Here is a 17313-nt window from a genome sequence, read left to right as displayed (position 1 = left end):
TGCGAATCGATAGCTACCCACAGTATTACGTCTGTGTCTCCGAACAGGTATTCAACGACGTTTATGGCCGACCGAGACCCGTCGATTCCCGACCGCGAGGCGTTCGATCGTCCGGACCTCCCGCTTTCGCCGGAAATGCACCGGATACAGGCGGAAATGGCGGCACCGCGCGGCGAAGAATACGATTTGTACGCGTTCGAGCGAGCAATCGAGGCCGAAGACGAGCCGCATCCGATCGACGACCTGGAACCGGTCGAGTGACTCCGCCGACCGTCGCGAACGGGGAGCAGCAGCGTTCGGGTCGCAGTTGCGGCTCGGATCCCGGTCGATGCGTGGTTTCGAACGGTGGTGGATGGTGGTGGTCGGTGAGGGCTCCGATGGCAATCGTCTCCGCTCACCGGGCACACCGACCGAAATCCGATTTCCCGCCACGACCCGACGACGGGCGTGCAACGGCCCCGGAAGGCGTTACACGCGACTCACGTCAGGTCTCGTCGGATTGCTCCGGGACGGGCGGCGCAACGCGACACCCACACGGCCCCGCAACCGCGTCCGTGGGGCCGATCATCGTCGTTCGCGTGATCGGCTCCCCGCACCGCGGGCACGTTCTGAACTCGGAGTCGGCCGCGCTATCGGGATTCTCGTGTTCATCACCGGGATTTTCGTGCGCGTCGGCCCGGGTTTCGGTCGGTTCGGTGTCCGGTTCATCGTCGTCACGCAGCCCCATTGTTACACCTCGTAATTCCGCCGAATTCGACGGATAGCGGCGGCGCTACGCGGACGGTTCGATTCATCAATCGTGCGGGATGTTTATATCCCGTGAGAATGTACGCAAACATGGCTTCGAGCCGCACAGTAGAAGCCACGTCTCGGGTGTATCAGCACCCGGGGCACTTTCGTACCCAACGTCGTGGCTTCCGTTCTAATTGTTAACTGGTATCGACTTATATCTACCGTTGGCTGTCGGGAAGGAGTGTTGCGGTCACTCTCTACAAACGAAATAGAATGCAACCGCAACCCCGATCCCTGTTCTAAAAGCATGAATAACCAATCTCTGTTGAAATTCTTAGAGGTTTTAGATTCAACAAGTAGAGTAACCGAATGCAGTCTCTTCCGAAGTTTTGGATATGTCGGTTCGTCGAGCAGACATTTCACTTGGCTCAGCGAACTGTTACACAGTATTCGAGCGTGTCATAGAACAGTTTACACGGTTCGCTAAACGAACCTCATCGTCTGAAAATGACGTACACGCTCCTTCTAGTGAATCTTAGGCATGACAAAGGAGACATTCAGCGTCGCTGCCGACGAATATACCGTGCAAGAAGTGGACGAGTTGGCCGCTGAGTGTGATGGTCTGAGTGCTAGCCGCTCCGTGAGATCGTCTTAGGTTGTCTCATGATCTTGACCAGACACTCTGATTATTAAATTCGGATTTTGTGTGTTGAAATCTAAATGTCCAGAGTATCGAACGCTTGTGTTGGTGGTGGTGAACTCGAATTTATCTCCCATTCGAAGCCTTGCTTGTCCTCGAACGTTCGATGATGAGGAGCATTTCGCTCAACGGGACAGCCAAGCTTCTCCGCTCTATTTGTCACCGATTCAAAAGTCACTTCATCGACAGCTATCGCTATATGGTCTACTCTGCGGCTTGTAGCCTCGGATTCAACCTCTGCGACCGAGAGAAAGAACTCGTCCCGGCCCAGAAAGGACATTGTTGGCGTAACATCCTTTGAGAGAGCATCTTCCCAGTCGATGCGCTCTGGAATGGTTCCAACTTCACCATCTAGTATACCTTCCCGGAACAGTACCTCCATATCAAACAACTCCTCGTAGAACGCCTCACCATGAGGAATGTTAGAAACAAGAAGCACTACGTGGTGAACGCCGTGGATTGGCATACCCATTTTCTTCCCTGGAAGCTGAAAAATCTACTCTCGATAAGTATGCGTACTATACCTAACGGACAGTCCCAATTCTGTTAGCAGCTGAGGATTTCAACAGAGTCCGACAACACACAGTAGGACGAGTTCACCCGCTCCTTCTCTATTGTAAACTGCACACTCACAAAGGACTGGTTCTCAATTGATAGGTGAGATAGTGTGATGACCGATCATATCATCCATCAGTAACTCGGATGTAAACGATCCCTGATACCGCTCCTCAATACCGCTTATTGCTCAACCGCCGAAACGTCGGAGCCATGACACCGGCTCTCCCCCAACTCACCGCATTTCTCGACCAGGCCGGCATCGACGGCTACCTGCTCGACGCCGACGGAAACGACAGCCACCAGTACTACCTCTCCGGCTACCACATGCTCGACGAGTTCGTCACGCTCTACGCCGACGAGCGCGTCACCCTCCTCCTTCCAGGCCCCGAATGTAACCAGGCCGAACGCGACAGCGCCGGCGACGAAATCCGCTCCCGCGCCGAGTTCAGGAACGCGGCTGAACTCGAGGACATGGACCCGCGGAAGGCCAGGAAACGCGTGACCGTGGACTTCCTCGACGCCGCCGGTATCGACTCGGTGTCGGTCCCCGTCTCGTTTCCTGTCGGCACCGCCGATCTGCTGCGCGAGCACGGCATCGAAGTCGTGCCGGAGTACGAGTACGTCCTCGACGAGATCCGCGCCGTCAAGGACGACCGCGAGATCGAACGCATCAGGGAGACACAACGGGCGGCCGAAGACGGGATGGCCGCCGCGGAGGACCTACTCGAACGCGCAACCGTCGCGGACGGCGTCTTGCACCTCGACGGCGATCCCCTCACGAGCGAGCGGGTGCGCGACCGCATCGAACGCGCGGTCCTGGACCGGGGTTGCGGACTGGACCAGTGTATCGTCGCGTCCGGACCGGCGGGAGCACGCGCCCACGATCCCGGCACTGGGCCGCTGCAAGCGAACGTCCCGATCATCATCGATATCTTCCCCCGAAACAAGCGGACGCGGTACTTCGGGGACATGACTCGCACCGTCGTGAAGGGCACCCCCAGCGATCGCACCCGGGAATGGTACGCCCTCGTTTCCGAGGCCTCCGAGGCAGCGCTGGATACCGTCCGGGCGGGCGTCACCGGCGAGACCGTCCACGCCGCCGTCTGCGACGTGTTCGAGTCGGCGGGCTACCCCACGGATCGCACGGCGGACGATCCCGACAGCGGGTTTCCCCACGCAACCGGCCACGGCGTCGGCCTCGACGTTCACGAAGCGCCGTACCTCGCACAGCAAGCCGGTGAACTCGAGGCCGGCCACGTCGTCACGGTCGAACCCGGACTGTACGAACAGGGGACCGGCGGGGTTCGCCTCGAAGACCTCGTCGTCGTCACCGACGATGGATACGAAAACGTGACCGACTATCCGAGGGACCTTCGCGTCGTCTAACGTGTGCCTTGCCGTTATTTTCTAATCAGAGTCCAGTACTATCCAAAAATAATAGAGCCTCAATCATACACGGTCGGATTGCTTCTCGCGAGTTCTTTTCAGGGGGTTAGCTCCCGGTATACTGGATCAGATAGTACATCGCAACCCCAAAAATAAGACCGCCGACGATCCCTTGGCTAATTGCATTCGTCCAGTTTCCATCGGCGAATACCGTTTCAAAGACGCCTGCTACGATTATCCAGGTGGTGATCATGGTGAGGATATACAGTAGCGGGTTATCCAGGTCGATACTGCGTATGTTGTTCATGGCTCACGCTCCATACTCGGCAGTAAATGTTTTTCCGACATTCATCGAAACTATCACACATATTTTTGAATAACACCTGAATTTGTTCGCACTAGTACTCAGTGTCGACACTGAACGTTCCATATCAACCCCAACACTGACCGAACTGCCGGTCTACCCGAAAGCCGGAAGCGATTCCGAACGGCCGTTACTGAACGCTTCGAGAGAATTGGGCTGTTACGATAAAAGTAACCGCTCCTGTCGGTAGTCGCTCAGGCCCGCGTACCGACCATCTCCGTGGCGGTCCGGCGACCCTTGGCCCACGAGCCGATCGCACCACCCAGCACACCGGGGATGGCGTAGAACGCGAGCATGAGTAAGCCGAGGACGACCACGCTGAACATCGGAACGACGCCTGCAAACAGGAGCGTCGTAAACGCTGCGATAGCTAACAGGATGAGCGATCCGAAGACGGTCGCGATACCGCCGTGGAGCGCACCGGAACCCATGTTTTCACCAGCGATGTAGCCGGCGGTGAGGCCTCCGAGGATACCGATGGTTCCCCAGTGTAAGACCGCGACCGAGGCATCAGATCCCATATAGATCATCCCGCTGATGAACCCGAGCACGAGGGTTACGACGAATCCAGTTATGACTGCTGACCAATTAATTCTCATGATCAATTATTAGTACGCTGTCATAGAACATAAACTCCACCTCACGGAATACGGAGAGTACGATCGCCGTGAGTAGACAGTAATCGCACACGGCACGAGCGAACGAATCCACTCCGAAAGCTGAGACTTTCGTGTAACACCAGAAACATTAATCGCCCTCGGCGGCCTACTACTCTTCGGTCGCGAATCACAGTGATGGTGGACAGTATATACGCTTCCAAAAATGGAGGGCCCGATCGGCGTACCAAATTGGATCACGGCAAGTACAAGCCATGAGTTTCCTGGAAGTCCTCCCGTTAGCCGTCGTGATGATCGCGGGCCCGCAGATACTGTCCCCGATTTTCCTCGCCACGAGCGAGCAGTGGCGGGCGAACTCTGCGGCCTACGTTCTCGGTGCGTCTCTCTCTATCAGTCTCGTTGTCGTTATCGCGTACCTCTTCGGGAACCGTTTCGGTGCTGGCGGCGGTCTGTTAGGGGCGAGCGCAAAGCAACTGCTCTATGTTCTCGTCCTCGTTTTTCTTCTTTACGCGGCAGTGGATACCTACCGAAAACGGAACGTGTCGAAGCCACCGGCGTGGATGGGAAAACTGACTAACGCGACACCACAGCTCTCGTTGAAACTGGGATTTCTCCTCCTCGGCGTCTTTCCGACCGACATCGTCACCTCGGTCAGCGTCGGAACCTACCTCGCGGCAAACGGCGATCCGGTCACGGATGCGGCCGGGTTCGTCCTGCTCACGCTGTTCATCTTGGCGGTTCCATCGCTCAGCGTGTCGCTTCTCGGAGAGCGAGCAGAAGCTGCCCTCCCGAGGGTCCGCAACTGGATGAACGAGAACTCGTGGGTTATCTCCGAAGCGGTGATTCTGCTCTTCGTCGCCCTGACGCTCCAGAACCTCTTCGGATAGGTCTCGCAGTGGTCACGGGTTGAGTGATCGACCGACGGACACGGAGCGATCGTCACACCGACCGCCCCCTATTTGTGAAAAGAATCGCACGACGTGACGGGGGCGCAACCCGTTCCCTGTTGGGAGCATATTTCGGGCACCCTCGACAGACCACCAATACCAGCGAAAATGGCCCTCCTGATACCTTTACGGTCGAATTAGTGTTAGTTGAGGATCGAGCCGTCTGCGAGTGGGCGCTACAGGATTTGAACCACGGTCGCAGCACAGCTGCTCCCTGATTCAAATCGTTCGCGGACGTGATTTGCTCCTCACGTCCGTTCGTCGCAAAATCATGGGCGCTACAGGATTTGAACCCGTGACAGCTTGGTCCGAAGCCAAGTACTCTGTCCAGACTGAGCTAAGCGCCCGCACCCCTTCGTATCCGGTGGTTCCGTATAAGTCACTCGATTTTCACCGGATCCGACAGACCCCATCACACCCCGCCATTCCCACCCACTGAAAACCACCTCGAAGGTCTTGACCCCGGCCCGCCAATCCCCGGCTAATGACAGCCGAGTTCACCGCGGCCGACGACCACGGTTCGCCCGGTCCCGACGAATCTGAACCCGAACTCGAGTTCAGGACGGACGAGACGGGGACGGTGACCGTGGTGCCGGCGGACGCGACCGCGCTCGAGCGGGAGGAGGCGTGGCTGACGGTTTCGTCGGAGCTGTGTTGTGAGCTCGGGTCCTGGCGGTAGCGGGTCCGGTATCAGTGCCGGCGTCGATGTCGATATCGATATCGATACCGGTGCCGACGCCGACACCGACGAACACGACGGTGACGATGATGATAGGCGCGCCCACGGGAGGCACACGCCGGCTGCGCCCGCGAATCGTACCGTTTAACCGGTCGGCCTGAGCAGTATCGCCAATGACAGCGGGGGAGACGATCCGCGGGCTGGCCGAGTTGACGCGGCCGGTGAACGTGCTCGCCGCGAGCGTGTTGACCTTCATCGGGGCGTTCGTCGCCGGCGGTGTCACGACCGAGACGCCGGCGACGGTGGCAGCGGTCGCGGCGACGGGACTTGCAGTCGGTGCGGGAAACGCGATCAACGACTACTTCGATCGGGAGATCGACCGGATCAACCAGCCCGGGCGAGCGATTCCCCGCGGCGCGGTGAGCCCGCGCGGTGCGCTCGCGTTCAGCCTCGTTCTCTTCGTCGCGGCCGTGGCGCTCGCGCTACGGCTCCCGCGACCCGCTATCGCCATCGCGGGGATCAACCTGGTGGCGCTGGTGGCCTACACCGAGTTCTTCAAGGGACTGCCCGGGCTGGGGAACGCGCTGGTGGCCTACCTCGTCGGAAGCACGTTTCTGTTCGGCGCAGCGGCGGTCGGCGAGATCGGGCCGGCGGTCGTCCTCTGTGCGCTGGCGGCCATCGCGACGCTTACCCGCGAGATCATCAAGGACGTCGAAGACGTGGAAGGCGACCGCGAGGAAGGGCTGAACACGCTCCCGATTGCGATCGGCGAGCGCCGCGCGCTGTACGTCGCCGCGGGGCTGCTCGCGATCGGCGTTCTCGCGAGTCCGCTGCCCTACGTCCTCGGACACTTCGAACTCGCGTATCTGCTCGCGGTGATACCGGCGAACGCGATCATGATCGTCGCGGCTTACGAGAGTTTCGAGGACCCGACTGCGGGCCAGTCCCACCTCAAGTACGGCACTTTTCTCGCCGCACTCGCGTTCATCGTCGGCCGTGCGGCGCTCGAACTCGAGTTCGGCTGGATCTGAGTCGAGCGGAACGGGGAGGGATACAACCGTCCGGAGCCCGTAGGCCGAAATATGCCACTCGAATCGGACGCTGCGCTCCGGGAAATCCTCGGACTGGAGACGATCGCGGTGGTCGGCTGTTCGCGAACGCCGGGAAAGGCGGCCCACGACGTGCCGGCGTATCTCCGGGACCACGGCTACGACGTGATTCCGGTCAACCCCTTCGCGGACGAGATTTTCGGCAGAAAAGCCCCGGATACGCTCGCGGACGTAGAAGACGAGATCGATATCGTCTGTCTGTTCCGGCCGAGCGAAGAGGTCGCTGGAATCGTCGAGACGGCGCTCGAGCGGACGGACGCCGACGTGATCTGGACCCAGCAGGGCATTCGAGACGACGAGGCGGCCGCCCGCGCCGAGCGGGCAGGGCGACAGGTCGTGCAGGATCGCTGTATGAAAGTCGAACACCGACGGCTGCACGCCGGTTCGTCGCGCGTTTGAACACCGGGGGGTACCACCGACAGAGACTTACATACCAGTAGACTACACAAGAGACGTACCTATGTGTGACCGGTCCGGGAACTGCTCGAACGACGGGGTCTGTCAGCTCGTCCTCCGGAACCGGACGACGGGCATGGATGTCGTCGAACACCACTGCAAGGCGCATCTCGTCCTTCGGGTGTGGGAGGTCGAACGCGACGACGACCTCGAGGTCGTCGACGCGACGACGCTCCAGCAGTCGTCCGCGGCGGATGAGCCCGTCGGTCAGGAACTCCACTCCTCGAACGAGCGGTAGATCCCCTTCGAGAGATAGCGTTCGCTCGAATCCGGAAACACGGTAACGACCGTGTCGTGTGTTGCGTCGAGTTCGCCGTCGGCGATTTCTCGGGCGACGTGTTTGGCGGCGACGCTTGCGGCTCCGGCGCTCGAACCGGCGAGGTGACCTTCTTCGCGTGCGAGTCGCTCGAGTTCGTCGTGGGCGTCACGGTCGGAGATCGGATAGACGGCGTCGACGAGTTCGGGATCGAACAGCTCGTTGGTCTCGACGTTGTGGGTGCCGATGCCTTCGATTTTGTACTCGCCTTCCTCGCGGTCGTCGCCGAGGAGTTCGCCGTAGACGGAGCCCTCGGGTTCGACGGCACCGACGAAGGTATCAGGGTCCTGTTCTAACGCGTAGCGGGCGATGCCCATGAGTGTGCCTGCGGTGCCACAGCCGGCGACGACGGCACCGACTTTGTCGTCGAGTGCGTCGTAGATTTCGGGGCCGGTAGTGGCGTAGTGGGCTTCGGTGTTGAGCGGGTTCGAGAACTGCTGGGGGACGACGGCGTCGTCGAGTTCAGCGGCCAGTTCGTGGGCGCGGGCGATTGCGCCGTCCATGCCGTCCTCGGTCGGGGTGTTGATGACTTCCGCGCCGAGGGCGGCCATGAGTTGTTGTTTCTCGACGCTGAAGCGTTCGGGGACGACGAAGATAGCGTCGAGACCGAGTTGCTGGGCGGCGGTTGCAAAACCGATGCCCGTGTTTCCGGCGGTCGGTTCGATGATCGTGCCGCCTGCAGTGACGTCGCCGCGCTCGAGCATGCGTTCGAGCATGTAGCGGCCGATTCTGTCCTTGACGCTTGCACCCGGGTTGAACGACTCGAGTTTCGCGTAGATCCGGACGCCCTGCGGGCCGTCGCGGATGCGAACGAGCGGGGTTTGCCCGATCGTCTCGAGCACCGAGTCCAACGGTCGCTCGTGGGTCGTCATCGTGCTGGCAAATGTTGCCACTGTTGTTAGGTCTTCCCTTTACGCTCGACCGGTGCACGTCGGACGGGCGGCGCTGGTCGGGAGCAGTCCGAAGAGACAACAGCGAACGGCTCGGAGAAGCGCCGTCGTAGTGATCGCCGCTCCAATACGAGTTTCTGAGGCTGTCGTATTCGGCGGTCTATTCGCCCTGTGTCGTCTCGGCTGGTTCCGTAGTCGCGTCACCGTCGCCATCCGTCTCGTCCGCGGCAGGTTCCTCGTCGAGTTCAGCCTCGTCGATTGCGGCCTCGGCAAGGATCTGTTCGCCGTCGATGCCCTGCTCCTCGGCGATGGCGAGCAGCAGTTGGCGTTGTTCGGATAGCTGGTGGTCGATGCGCTCGACTGTGTCGTGCGTGTCGTCGACCTCCCCCTCAAGGTTCGTGATGCGCTGTTGCAGTTGCTGTACCTGCTTGTACATCGCTTCGGCGCGGTCGGAGAGGCCCTGGATCTTCTTTGCGGTGCTGCCGAGTCCCATGTGTCAGTGATGCATCGGCTGGCTAATGGGCTTTTTCCTCCGGCCGGCGAACGAAACGAGGTCCCGGGAGCACGCGCTGGCAACGGCCAAAAACATATCGTCGCCCGGTGTCGGGTTCCTATCCGATCGACTACCGACTACTCGCTACCGGCTACCGGCTGCCGACTACCGGCTGGCCGGATTGCACGCAGGTGAACGCACGTGGCACCACTAACGAGACGAATACTCGTCTACCTGGCGTCGCTGCTCGCCCTGACCGCGCTGTACACGGTGACGTATCAGTGGGGAATGGCCGTTTACGAGGGCGAGTCGCGCACGTGGTATCAAGCGTTCGAGATCGTCGTGCAGTCGATGACGACTACCGGCTACGGCCAGGACGCTCCCTGGGAAAGTCTCTGGATGAACGTTCTGATGGTGCTGATCCAGGTGACCGGCATCGCGTACATCGCGGTCGCGATTCCGCAGTTCATCACGCCGTGGCTTCGGCAGGTAGTCCAGCCCGCCCCACCCGCCGAGACCGAGGCCGTCGCCGACCACGTCGTCATCATCGGCTACTCCGACAATTGCGAGCGACTCGTCGACGAACTCGGAGCAAACGGAACGCCCCACGTCGTTCTTGAGGGGGAAACGGAGCGCGCGCAGACGCTTCACGAGGCGGGGCTGACGGTCGTCCACCGCGACCCGTCGACGGCAGCCGGACTCGAAGCCGCCCGACTCGGAGACGCTCTCGCCGTCGTCGTCGACGCCACCGAACGAGAACTCATTAGAGCTGTCCTCGCGATCGAACGGTACGAGCCGACCGCGACCGTTCTGGTGCTCGTCGCCGACCCTTCCGACGCCCGATACTTCCGCTACGCCGGCATCGACGAGGTCATCTCGCTGAAACACCGCCTCGGAAAGGCTCTCGGCGACAAGGTCCGCGACGTCGTCACCCTCGACATCGAGGAGGACGCCGACTTCGAAGCGGCGTTCGATATCGTCGAATACCACGTCGATCCCGGGTCGGACCTCTTCGGCGAAACTGTCGCCTCTACCCGACGGCTCGAACAGACCGGCGCGACGGTCCTCGGCGCCTGGATCCGGGGCGATTTCGTGACGATTCTCCCGGAACGCGTTCGCGTCGACGAGAACACGTCGCTGCTGATCGCCGGCACCGAAAGCGAACTCAACGGCGTTGCCAAGCGAACCGGCACGCCGGGCAGCCACTATCGGGAGATAGGAGACCCCGTCATCGTCGTCGGTACCGGTCTCGTCGGCACAACGGCCGCCGGCACCCTCATCCGGGCTGGTCTGGAGACGACCGTCGTCGACACTGCACCCGCGGAACGCGTTGACGTAGTCGGCGACGCCACCGAGGAGGAGACGCTGCTCGAGGCCGGTATCCGGGACGCACGAACGCTCATCCTCGCGCTCGATACCGACGAACGAGCTATCTTGACGACGCTCACCGCCCGCGCGCTGAACCCGGAACTCGATATCATCGTCGGCGCGAACGCGACGTCGAGCGTGGCGGTCCTGCACACGGCGGGAGCGGACGACGTGCTCGCCCTCCCCAATGTCGCCGGTCGAATGGTCACCCTCCGCATCTTCGAACACGAAACGATGACCCTCGGCGACCGACTCCGCGTTGCCCGCGTCAGCGCGCCGGCCCTTGCCGGCGAAGAACTCTCGGCCGCGGATATCCGACTCGAAACCGGCTGTACCGTCATCGCGCTCGATCGGGACGGGACGTTTTTCTCCACCCCCGACGGGATGGAACTCCAGCCGACGGACGTACTCGTCGTCTCCGGCACCGGGAGGCAGGTTCGTACATTTCGGACGCGATACGGGAACGGAAGGGCGTCCTGACCACCCGATTTGAGGTCGTCCGGGCGAGTATCCCCGTCCCGTCCCGGGGTTCTCGAGACGAAAGGTCCTTAAGTACGGCCCGTCTAGGGGAGAATGGATAGGTTGGGCAGTTAGGCCCTGCTCACTACCCGCAGTATGGCCTTTAGCGGGGACCAAACACCGCGGGCGTCCGGTCAGACCGGCCGGGGCCCCGGGAGCCAACGTGGAAGCCTCGTCCGTCGGGGACAGCGGTCTACGGTGGCCGTCCGCAGGGACGTCCCATCGTAGTTAGTCGGCGACAGCCCATCAGGCGCGGAAGCGAGCAGTGGACCGCCGGACACCTGTCGCTCGACGGGTCGCGGGGTGGAGGAGGCAACCGAGATTCCCCCGGCCGGAACGCCGGGCAATCGCGGCTTCCACATTCATACTTCATCTGCCGTCACATCGATCCGGAGCGATGGCGCCGAGTGCCTGCTGTGTCTCCTATTCGACCCACACAGCCTCCAGCCGTAGCATTCGCCGAGACCACAATACGATTATTCCCCCGGGGCGTGGCGTCCGTATGATCAGTCTCGCGCTCTCGATTCGACAGGCCGATTGCCCGTTGAGCGCGGCGAGTTCAGCGGCCGAGGTCGCGTTCGTCACGCCACACTGGCACTACGATCACGACCGATCACAGCTCGAGTTGCGCATCCTCGCCGACGGGAGCGATCGAGCGGCCGTCGAACGCGGCTTGGACGTGATTCGGAGCCACGACGAAACCGACTCGTTCGAACTGCTGGCAAAGCAGGGCGGCACCGCCCGCGTTCACCTGACGATGGGAACGACCGACACGATGGGAACGGTCGTCGCCAACGGCGGCTACCTCACCGCCCCCTTCGAAAACGTCGACGGGAGCGAGCGCTGGGAGATCGGCTTCGACGACGCCGCGGCCGCGGAGCGAACGCTCACCGTCCTCGCCGACCTCGACGACGAGTACGAAATCCGCAGTCGAGAGCGAGTCGATCCGACGACCGTCCTCGAAGACGTTCGCGCCGACACCGTCGGCCGAGCGGTCCTCGACGGTTCCCGACGACTTACTCCAACCGAACGCGAGACCATCCACCGCGCCGTCACCGGCGGCTACTACGATGTCCCGCGCGAGGCCACGCTCGGTGACCTCGCAGCTGAACTCGGCGTCTCGGACGCCGCCGTCTCGAAGACGCTCCGTCGGGCCGAACGGAAGCTCCTCGTTTCGACCGTCACCGCCATCGGATCGGCCGATCAGTCCGATCACGCCGAATCGGACGGCGGGCGCTGAGCCGACCGGGGTTAACATCCTAACGAGAGCAGCCATTCTCGGGCAGTCCATACTCCTCTGTGTTCACACCGTGTACCGGAACTCCGTTTCACTGCCGTCGGTATCGACGTATCTGTTCGCACTGGCACCGCTTACCGCCGCAGCGCTCTGGGGCGGCCTCTACGGGGTGAGCAAGTGGGGATTCGACGCCATCCCGCCGCTGACGCTCGCGTTCTTGCGCGTCCTGGTCGGTGCAGCCGCACTGTTGCCCATCGTCCGCCTTCGGTATCCCCGGCGCGAGTTCACCCGCCGCGACCGCCTCGCCTTTCTCACTCTCGGGGCCGTCGTCGCCGCCTCGCTCGCAACCCAGTTTCTCGGCACCGCCTTCACGACCGCGAGCCAGGGGTCGCTCATCACCGTTCTGACGCCGATCTTTACCATCCTGCTCGGCGTCGTCCTCCTCGGCGAAGACCTCTCGGCGCGACGAGTCGCCGGCATCGCGACCGCGACCGCCGGAACCGTCATCGTCCTCTCCGGACAGTACCGCCTCGCCGAACTCGCGGGGGTCGCGACGACGGGGATTCTCATGCTCTTGCTCGCGAGTGCGACCTGGGCGCTTTATACGGTGCTGGGAAAGCCGCTGATCGAACGCTATTCGGCGTTAGAAACGGCAACGTACTCCTGCGTGGCTGCCGTGCCGATGCTCGCGGTTCTCGTCCCGTTCGAGTTCACTTGGACGGAGACCTCACTTCGGGCGATCGAGTTCACGCCCCGGGTGGTCCTCGCGGTGCTCTATCTGGGGGTTCTGGGGACGGCAGCGGCGTGGTATTGCTGGTACAAGGGGTTGGAGTTCGTCGACGCGAGCGTTATCTCGGCGTTCTTTTTTATCCAGCCGATCGTCGGTGCGGTCTTCGGAGCGACGTTGCTCGGCGAGTCGCTCGGCTCGCGGTTCGTCCTGGGCGGGATCGTGATGGCTGCCGGCGTCTATTTCGTGTCGACGGAGTCGAATCCGTAATCGCCGGTCGTGTAGGTTACGGCGACCATCGGCTACACCATCACTTTCGACTAATCCGAACACCTATCGGTGCATGACGGCCGTATGCCCGCGTGTCTCGACGAGGTCGGCGCTGACGCGGTCTGCAAGCGTCCGTGCTTTCTCCTCGGTCGGGCTTCCGGCGCGGGCCGCACGGAGGAATTTCACTTTTACGAGGTTGCGGTTCGAGAGCTGATCGTTGAGTTCGTCGACGACGGCATCGGTGCCGCTTTTGCCGACCCAGACCGTGACATCGACATCGTGGGCCTGCTCTTTGAGTCGCTGGTTGTCCATGCGTCCCGTATCGTATCCAGGTGGTTAATCCTCTCGAAGGAGCGCGCCGTTTCACGCCGCAAGTCGCGTTAGTCCGTTAGTCCGTCAGTTCATCAGTTCGTTACTCGTTACTCGTTACTCGGTACTCGCGTCGGGCGTTGACTCCGAATCGGCTGTCGCCGTCCCGGCTTGCCGGGTGCCGTACGGATACCTAGCATGCGCGCCGCACTCGCAGGTAATCACGACGTGGCCGTTCTGAAGCCGAATACGGGCGTTCGCGCCCGGCCGAAGATACGCATCGCAGGCGTCGCAGGTGAACCGCCGGAATTCGCGGGGCAGCGCCAGACGGTTTCGTTCCGCCACACGTCGAGCCAGACGCACGTAGTATCGCGCCCGGTCGTCCTCGCCATCGGCTGCTGCCGCTCGAGCGAGTTCGTGTAGCCGGTCGATCCGTTCTGCGGCGACGGTCATACTGCTGGTTGGACGCCACGACCTATTGATGTTGTGTTCTGCCATTAATTCGGGCCGTACCGATGCTGATCTCGGGAAACAGCGCGATCACACACGTCTAGTTTCAACCAACGTTCAAGAGAACATGGTTTCGAAGCGTTTTATACTGGGGGTGTTGACCCTTTGAAGTGTACGACTGATCGAACCGTCCTACTACGGAACCGAACTCGTGGCACGAAGGTCCCCCACAATTTAACGAGATGAACCGTGACCGTTTCCCAATCCCTCTCTCCACGTTCGACGATTGGCCCTCCCGCGCTCGACTCGCCGGTCCGACTTGCTGGGTCCGGGCGCTCGATGAGACGTGACGCGCGAGCACGCACGGTATCCACAGATTCTTCACAATCGAAACCGATGTCCAACCGACTGTTAGCCGACAACCGACCGAGGTGCACCGAATCGATATGAACTCGCCACCAGATGAGTCCGACGAGTCCGCCGAGGGGATTAGTCGACGGGCGATGCTGGCTGCCGGCGCGACTGGCCTCTCGGTCGGAGCAAGTGGCTGCATCAACCGCGTCCAGAGCGTCGTCGACCCGGACAGTTCCACAGGGATGGCCGTCTCCATTCTCACACTGCCCGGTGCGGATGGCGACAGAGAAGGAGCCCAGATCGCACGCCATCTCGAGGAGAATCTTCGCTCCGTCGGCGTCAACGCAACGATCAACACGCGGTCGCGGTCTGAACTCCTCAAGACAGTCCTGCTCGAGCAGGATTTCGATATCTACGTCGGGCGTCACCCGGCCGACTTCAATCCCGACTTTCTCTACGAGGCGTTACACTCGACATACGCGTACGAAAGCGGCTGGCAGAATCCGTTTAAGTTTATGGACCCCTCCTTCGATGGCGAGGTTCGATTTATGGACCCCTCCTTCGATGGTGCCCTCGAGCGACAACGCACCGTCGAGGGAGCCGAGCGCGAGGAGGCTATCGCTGAACTCCTCTGGCGGTTCGCCCTCAACCAACCGTTCATTCCGGTCTGTATTCCGAACGAGTATCGACTCGTCCAAACGGACCGCTTTAGCGGATGGGAGGATGGACATCTCGCAACCCGACTCGGTTATCTCGGACTCGAACCGGCGGCGAATGTCGAGCAGCTACACGCGCTGATCACCGACGCTCGACCGACGCGAAACCTCAATCCCCTCTCCGCGACGGCCCGAGAACGAGGAACTATCACTGATCTGCTGTACGACTCGCTCGCGACCTACGAAGAGACGGACGACGACAGCGAGAGCAACCTGAGACCGTGGCTCGCAGCCGACTGGGACTGGGACGGATCGACCGCAACGATCGAGTTGCGCGAGGACTGTACGTTCCACAACGGCGATCCGCTTACGGCCCAGGATGTCAAGTTCACCTATCGGTTCCTCGCCGACACGACGCTCGGTCGTGCACCGGAGGCATCGCCGGCACCGCGCTATCGCGGTCAGGTCGCTGCGATCGACTCGATCACCGTCGAGGACGACTACCGCCTGACGATTTCGGCCTCGACAAGTCCCGAAGTTGGCGAGCGTGCGTTTACGGTACCGATCCTGCCGCGGCGCATCTGGTCGGAACGCGTCGATAGGCGCGTGACCGGAAACGACGAGTTCTCACCGCCGCAAGGGACCTGGTCGCTCGTCACGGCCAACAATATTCCACCGGTCGGAAGCGGTCCCTTCCAGTTCGCCGACCGAAGCGAGGGCGAGTTCTTGCTCCTCGAACGCTTCGAGGACCACTTTTCGGTGGGCACGGACGACGTTCCGGAACCGACTGTCCCCGAACTCCGTCTCGAGGTCGACCCCGGGACGGCCTCCTCCATCGACCGGATCGCAAGCGGCGGGGCGGACATGACGACGGCCCGCCTCGAGACGTACGCTCTCGGTGGAATTTCGGATGACGATCCGGTCGAGCGGGTCGAGGATACGTCCTGGACGTTCTACCACATCGGGTTTAACACCCTCAAAGAGCCGTTTAGCAACCCCCGGTTTCGCCGTGCCGTCGCACGGCTGGTCGACAAGGGGTGGATCACCGAAACGATCTTCAACGGCCACGCCCGACCTGTCGCCGCGCCCGTCGCCGAGAAATGGACTCCCGACAGCGACTCCGAGATCGACTCCCTCGTCTGGGAGGACAAAGACCCCGTTACCCCGTTCCTCGGAACCGACGGCGAACTCGATGTCAAGGATGCCCGAGATCTGTTTGCCGAAGATTACGAGTACGACGACAGCGGAAACCTGCTGAGGTAACACAATGCTCACGCAGCTTCTGTTGCAGGTCGTCGTCGCTGTTTCGATCCTCCTTTCGGTCGCGCTCGCGGGCGTTGTCGGTCGTGACCGCCTCTCACTGCTCCGCGAGGAGTGGAGGTCTCGCCTTCGCACCAGCGCACCTGCAATCGCCTTGCTTCTTGCGATCTTGCTGCTCAATCGGATCATGCGACAGCAGGGACGCAGTCTCTCTCAGGACTACGGCATCCACATGACCGAGGTGTTTTACACCATCGAGGGCGAGTTCGTCTTGCTCTTTCAGGCGATCGCCTCGCCCGAAGCGAACACGTACTTCTCGATCAGCTACGTCTACGGCTACGTCTTTTTGCTCATCTTTCCCGTCGTTGCGTACGCGGCACGGTCGAAGACGATCGACTTTCGGCGGCTCCTGATCGCCTACTCGCTCAACTATGCGATCGGTCTCGTCTTCTACATCCTGTTTATCGCCTACGGCCCGCGAAACGTGTTTGTCGAAGAACTCACCCAGACGATGCTGTACGATAACAGCCCGCAGTACAAGTATCTCACCACCGAAGTCAACCGAAATACGAACGTCTTTCCCTCGCTTCACACGTCCCTTTCAGCAACCGTCGCCACGTTCGCCTACCAAACCCGCTCGACGTATCCTCGATGGTTTCCCATCGCTGTCTGTCTCAGTATCAGCATCATGATCTCGACGATGTATCTGGGCATTCACTGGGGTATCGACGTGCTCGCCGGACTCGCGCTCGCCGGGTTCTGTGTTTCCCTCTCGACCTATCTCGTCGATCGGTGGTCGCTCACAGCGATCCTCGAACAGGTCCGCAAGCGACTTCACGAGTACCGTGATACCGTGACGACGGCATCGCAGGAGAACTCGTGAGACAGCGACCAGATACCGTTTCGTCAGCCGGCC

At 61.3% G+C, this 17313-nt stretch carries 21 protein-coding genes, 1 tRNA gene and 1 other RNA gene; 14 read left to right on the top strand and 9 right to left on the bottom strand.

Going from position 1 to position 17313, the window contains the following annotated elements:
- The first annotated feature begins 63 nt into the window (after positions 1-63).
- The gene (locus tag C481_RS12265) at positions 64-261 is read left to right on the top strand and encodes a hypothetical protein (protein ID WP_006109541.1); all 198 of its coding nucleotides are present in this window, start codon (positions 64-66) and stop codon (positions 259-261) included.
- A gap of 223 nt (positions 262-484) precedes the next feature.
- Here C481_RS12265 and C481_RS12260 read toward each other — a convergent pair whose 3' ends face one another.
- Positions 485-727: a hypothetical protein gene (locus C481_RS12260; protein WP_006109540.1), complete on the bottom strand. Its 243-nt coding sequence runs from the start codon at positions 725-727 to the stop codon at positions 485-487.
- A 721-nt stretch (positions 728-1448) separates the two neighbouring features.
- Entirely contained in the window at positions 1449-1898 is a 450-nt protein-coding gene (locus C481_RS12255) for a VOC family protein (protein WP_049904647.1), read from the bottom strand.
- Positions 1899-2200: 302 nt separating this feature from the next.
- On the opposite strand from C481_RS12255, the gene C481_RS12250 reads away from it, so the two are divergent.
- On the top strand, positions 2201-3376 hold the full coding sequence (locus C481_RS12250; RefSeq protein ID WP_006109538.1) for a M24 family metallopeptidase: 1176 nt from the start codon (positions 2201-2203) through the stop codon (positions 3374-3376).
- A 106-nt stretch (positions 3377-3482) separates the two neighbouring features.
- Here C481_RS12250 and C481_RS12245 read toward each other — a convergent pair whose 3' ends face one another.
- Entirely contained in the window at positions 3483-3683 is a 201-nt protein-coding gene (locus C481_RS12245; protein ID WP_006109537.1) for a hypothetical protein, read from the bottom strand.
- A gap of 251 nt (positions 3684-3934) precedes the next feature.
- Positions 3935-4339: a DUF5518 domain-containing protein gene (locus C481_RS12240; RefSeq protein ID WP_049904625.1), complete on the bottom strand. Its 405-nt coding sequence runs from the start codon at positions 4337-4339 to the stop codon at positions 3935-3937.
- Between the two features lie 272 nt (positions 4340-4611).
- Here C481_RS12240 and C481_RS12235 point away from each other — a divergent pair, with 272 nt between their 5' ends.
- Complete coding sequence (locus C481_RS12235) at positions 4612-5244, top strand: GAP family protein (RefSeq protein WP_049904624.1); 633 nt, start codon at positions 4612-4614, stop codon at positions 5242-5244.
- A 332-nt stretch (positions 5245-5576) separates the two neighbouring features.
- Here C481_RS12235 and C481_RS12230 read toward each other — a convergent pair.
- Positions 5577-5651 (bottom strand) — tRNA-Arg (locus C481_RS12230).
- 137 nt (positions 5652-5788) lie between these two features.
- On the opposite strand from C481_RS12230, the gene C481_RS12225 reads away from it, so the two are divergent.
- From C481_RS12225 to C481_RS12210, 5 genes are all read left to right on the top strand, one after another.
- Positions 5789-5983: a DUF7511 domain-containing protein gene (locus tag C481_RS12225; RefSeq protein ID WP_006109534.1), complete on the top strand. Its 195-nt coding sequence runs from the start codon at positions 5789-5791 to the stop codon at positions 5981-5983.
- On the top strand, positions 5961-6131 hold the full coding sequence (locus C481_RS21965; protein ID WP_161605634.1) for a hypothetical protein: 171 nt from the start codon (positions 5961-5963) through the stop codon (positions 6129-6131). Before C481_RS12225 ends, C481_RS21965 begins: the two co-directional genes overlap by 23 nt.
- Before the next feature lie 25 nt (positions 6132-6156).
- Positions 6157-7014 carry a geranylgeranylglycerol-phosphate geranylgeranyltransferase gene (locus C481_RS12220; protein ID WP_006109533.1) on the top strand — a complete coding sequence of 286 codons (858 nt, stop codon included), beginning with the start codon at positions 6157-6159 and terminating at the stop codon, positions 7012-7014.
- A 51-nt stretch (positions 7015-7065) separates the two neighbouring features.
- The gene (locus C481_RS12215; protein ID WP_006109532.1) at positions 7066-7491 is read left to right on the top strand and encodes a CoA-binding protein; all 426 of its coding nucleotides are present in this window, start codon (positions 7066-7068) and stop codon (positions 7489-7491) included.
- A gap of 61 nt (positions 7492-7552) precedes the next feature.
- Positions 7553-7786, top strand: coding sequence for a hypothetical protein (locus tag C481_RS12210; RefSeq protein WP_006109531.1), 234 nt, complete (start codon positions 7553-7555; stop codon positions 7784-7786).
- On the opposite strand, the gene C481_RS12205 is transcribed toward C481_RS12210, so the two are convergent.
- Complete coding sequence (locus C481_RS12205) at positions 7756-8736, bottom strand: PLP-dependent cysteine synthase family protein (protein ID WP_006109530.1); 981 nt, start codon at positions 8734-8736, stop codon at positions 7756-7758. The two genes, C481_RS12210 and C481_RS12205, sit on opposite strands and share 31 nt — an antisense overlap.
- A gap of 178 nt (positions 8737-8914) precedes the next feature.
- Entirely contained in the window at positions 8915-9247 is a 333-nt protein-coding gene (locus tag C481_RS12200; protein ID WP_006109529.1) for a DUF5798 family protein, read from the bottom strand.
- A 201-nt stretch (positions 9248-9448) separates the two neighbouring features.
- Here C481_RS12200 and C481_RS12195 point away from each other — a divergent pair, with 201 nt between their 5' ends.
- The 4 genes from C481_RS12195 (at position 9449) to C481_RS12185 (ending at position 13368) form a co-directional block, all read left to right on the top strand.
- Entirely contained in the window at positions 9449-11095 is a 1647-nt protein-coding gene (locus C481_RS12195; protein WP_049904623.1) for a potassium channel family protein, read from the top strand.
- 90 nt (positions 11096-11185) lie between these two features.
- An RNA gene (gene ffs, locus C481_RS21255) (signal recognition particle sRNA) lies at positions 11186-11497 on the top strand.
- A gap of 139 nt (positions 11498-11636) precedes the next feature.
- Positions 11637-12374 carry a helix-turn-helix domain-containing protein gene (locus C481_RS12190; RefSeq protein ID WP_006109527.1) on the top strand — a complete coding sequence of 246 codons (738 nt, stop codon included), beginning with the start codon at positions 11637-11639 and terminating at the stop codon, positions 12372-12374.
- A 70-nt stretch (positions 12375-12444) separates the two neighbouring features.
- Positions 12445-13368: a DMT family transporter gene (locus tag C481_RS12185; protein WP_006109526.1), complete on the top strand. Its 924-nt coding sequence runs from the start codon at positions 12445-12447 to the stop codon at positions 13366-13368.
- 63 nt (positions 13369-13431) lie between these two features.
- Here C481_RS12185 and C481_RS12180 read toward each other — a convergent pair whose 3' ends face one another.
- Positions 13432-13680: a YhbY family RNA-binding protein gene (locus C481_RS12180; protein ID WP_006109525.1), complete on the bottom strand. Its 249-nt coding sequence runs from the start codon at positions 13678-13680 to the stop codon at positions 13432-13434.
- A 114-nt stretch (positions 13681-13794) separates the two neighbouring features.
- The gene (locus C481_RS12175) at positions 13795-14130 is read right to left on the bottom strand and encodes a ribonuclease P protein component 4 (protein WP_006109524.1); all 336 of its coding nucleotides are present in this window, start codon (positions 14128-14130) and stop codon (positions 13795-13797) included.
- 443 nt (positions 14131-14573) lie between these two features.
- Between C481_RS12175 and C481_RS12170 the strand changes: the two genes are divergently transcribed.
- Both C481_RS12170 and C481_RS12165 read left to right on the top strand, forming a co-directional pair.
- Positions 14574-16400 (top strand): ABC transporter substrate-binding protein, encoded by a 1827-nt coding sequence (locus C481_RS12170; protein ID WP_006109523.1) that lies wholly within the window; start codon positions 14574-14576, stop codon positions 16398-16400.
- A 4-nt stretch (positions 16401-16404) separates the two neighbouring features.
- Positions 16405-17280, top strand: coding sequence for a phosphatase PAP2 family protein (locus C481_RS12165; protein WP_006109522.1), 876 nt, complete (start codon positions 16405-16407; stop codon positions 17278-17280).
- Positions 17281-17313 lie beyond the last annotated feature (33 nt).

The organism is Natrialba asiatica DSM 12278 (assembly GCF_000337555.1).
In the GTDB taxonomy this organism is placed as follows: Archaea; Halobacteriota; Halobacteria; order Halobacteriales; family Natrialbaceae; genus Natrialba; species Natrialba asiatica.
Note: the sequence above shows the minus strand (reverse complement) of the source record. Positions and strands in the feature narration are given on the sequence as shown.

Coding starts and splice junctions, on each gene's coding strand:
- C481_RS12265 (WP_006109541.1), top strand. CDS start 64: ATGGCCGACCGAGACCCGTCGATTCCCGACCGCGAGGCGTTCGATCGT.
- C481_RS12260 (WP_006109540.1), bottom strand. CDS start 727: ATGGGGCTGCGTGACGACGATGAACCGGACACCGAACCGACCGAAACC.
- C481_RS12255 (WP_049904647.1), bottom strand. CDS start 1,898: ATGCCAATCCACGGCGTTCACCACGTAGTGCTTCTTGTTTCTAACATT.
- C481_RS12250 (WP_006109538.1), top strand. CDS start 2,201: ATGACACCGGCTCTCCCCCAACTCACCGCATTTCTCGACCAGGCCGGC.
- C481_RS12245 (WP_006109537.1), bottom strand. CDS start 3,683: ATGAACAACATACGCAGTATCGACCTGGATAACCCGCTACTGTATATC.
- C481_RS12240 (WP_049904625.1), bottom strand. CDS start 4,339: ATGAGAATTAATTGGTCAGCAGTCATAACTGGATTCGTCGTAACCCTC.
- C481_RS12235 (WP_049904624.1), top strand. CDS start 4,612: ATGAGTTTCCTGGAAGTCCTCCCGTTAGCCGTCGTGATGATCGCGGGC.
- C481_RS12225 (WP_006109534.1), top strand. CDS start 5,789: ATGACAGCCGAGTTCACCGCGGCCGACGACCACGGTTCGCCCGGTCCC.
- C481_RS12220 (WP_006109533.1), top strand. CDS start 6,157: ATGACAGCGGGGGAGACGATCCGCGGGCTGGCCGAGTTGACGCGGCCG.
- C481_RS12215 (WP_006109532.1), top strand. CDS start 7,066: ATGCCACTCGAATCGGACGCTGCGCTCCGGGAAATCCTCGGACTGGAG.
- C481_RS12210 (WP_006109531.1), top strand. CDS start 7,553: ATGTGTGACCGGTCCGGGAACTGCTCGAACGACGGGGTCTGTCAGCTC.
- C481_RS12205 (WP_006109530.1), bottom strand. CDS start 8,736: ATGACGACCCACGAGCGACCGTTGGACTCGGTGCTCGAGACGATCGGG.
- C481_RS12200 (WP_006109529.1), bottom strand. CDS start 9,247: ATGGGACTCGGCAGCACCGCAAAGAAGATCCAGGGCCTCTCCGACCGC.
- C481_RS12190 (WP_006109527.1), top strand. CDS start 11,637: ATGATCAGTCTCGCGCTCTCGATTCGACAGGCCGATTGCCCGTTGAGC.
- C481_RS12180 (WP_006109525.1), bottom strand. CDS start 13,680: ATGGACAACCAGCGACTCAAAGAGCAGGCCCACGATGTCGATGTCACG.
- C481_RS12175 (WP_006109524.1), bottom strand. CDS start 14,130: ATGACCGTCGCCGCAGAACGGATCGACCGGCTACACGAACTCGCTCGA.
- C481_RS12170 (WP_006109523.1), top strand. CDS start 14,574: ATGAACTCGCCACCAGATGAGTCCGACGAGTCCGCCGAGGGGATTAGT.
- C481_RS12165 (WP_006109522.1), top strand. CDS start 16,405: ATGCTCACGCAGCTTCTGTTGCAGGTCGTCGTCGCTGTTTCGATCCTC.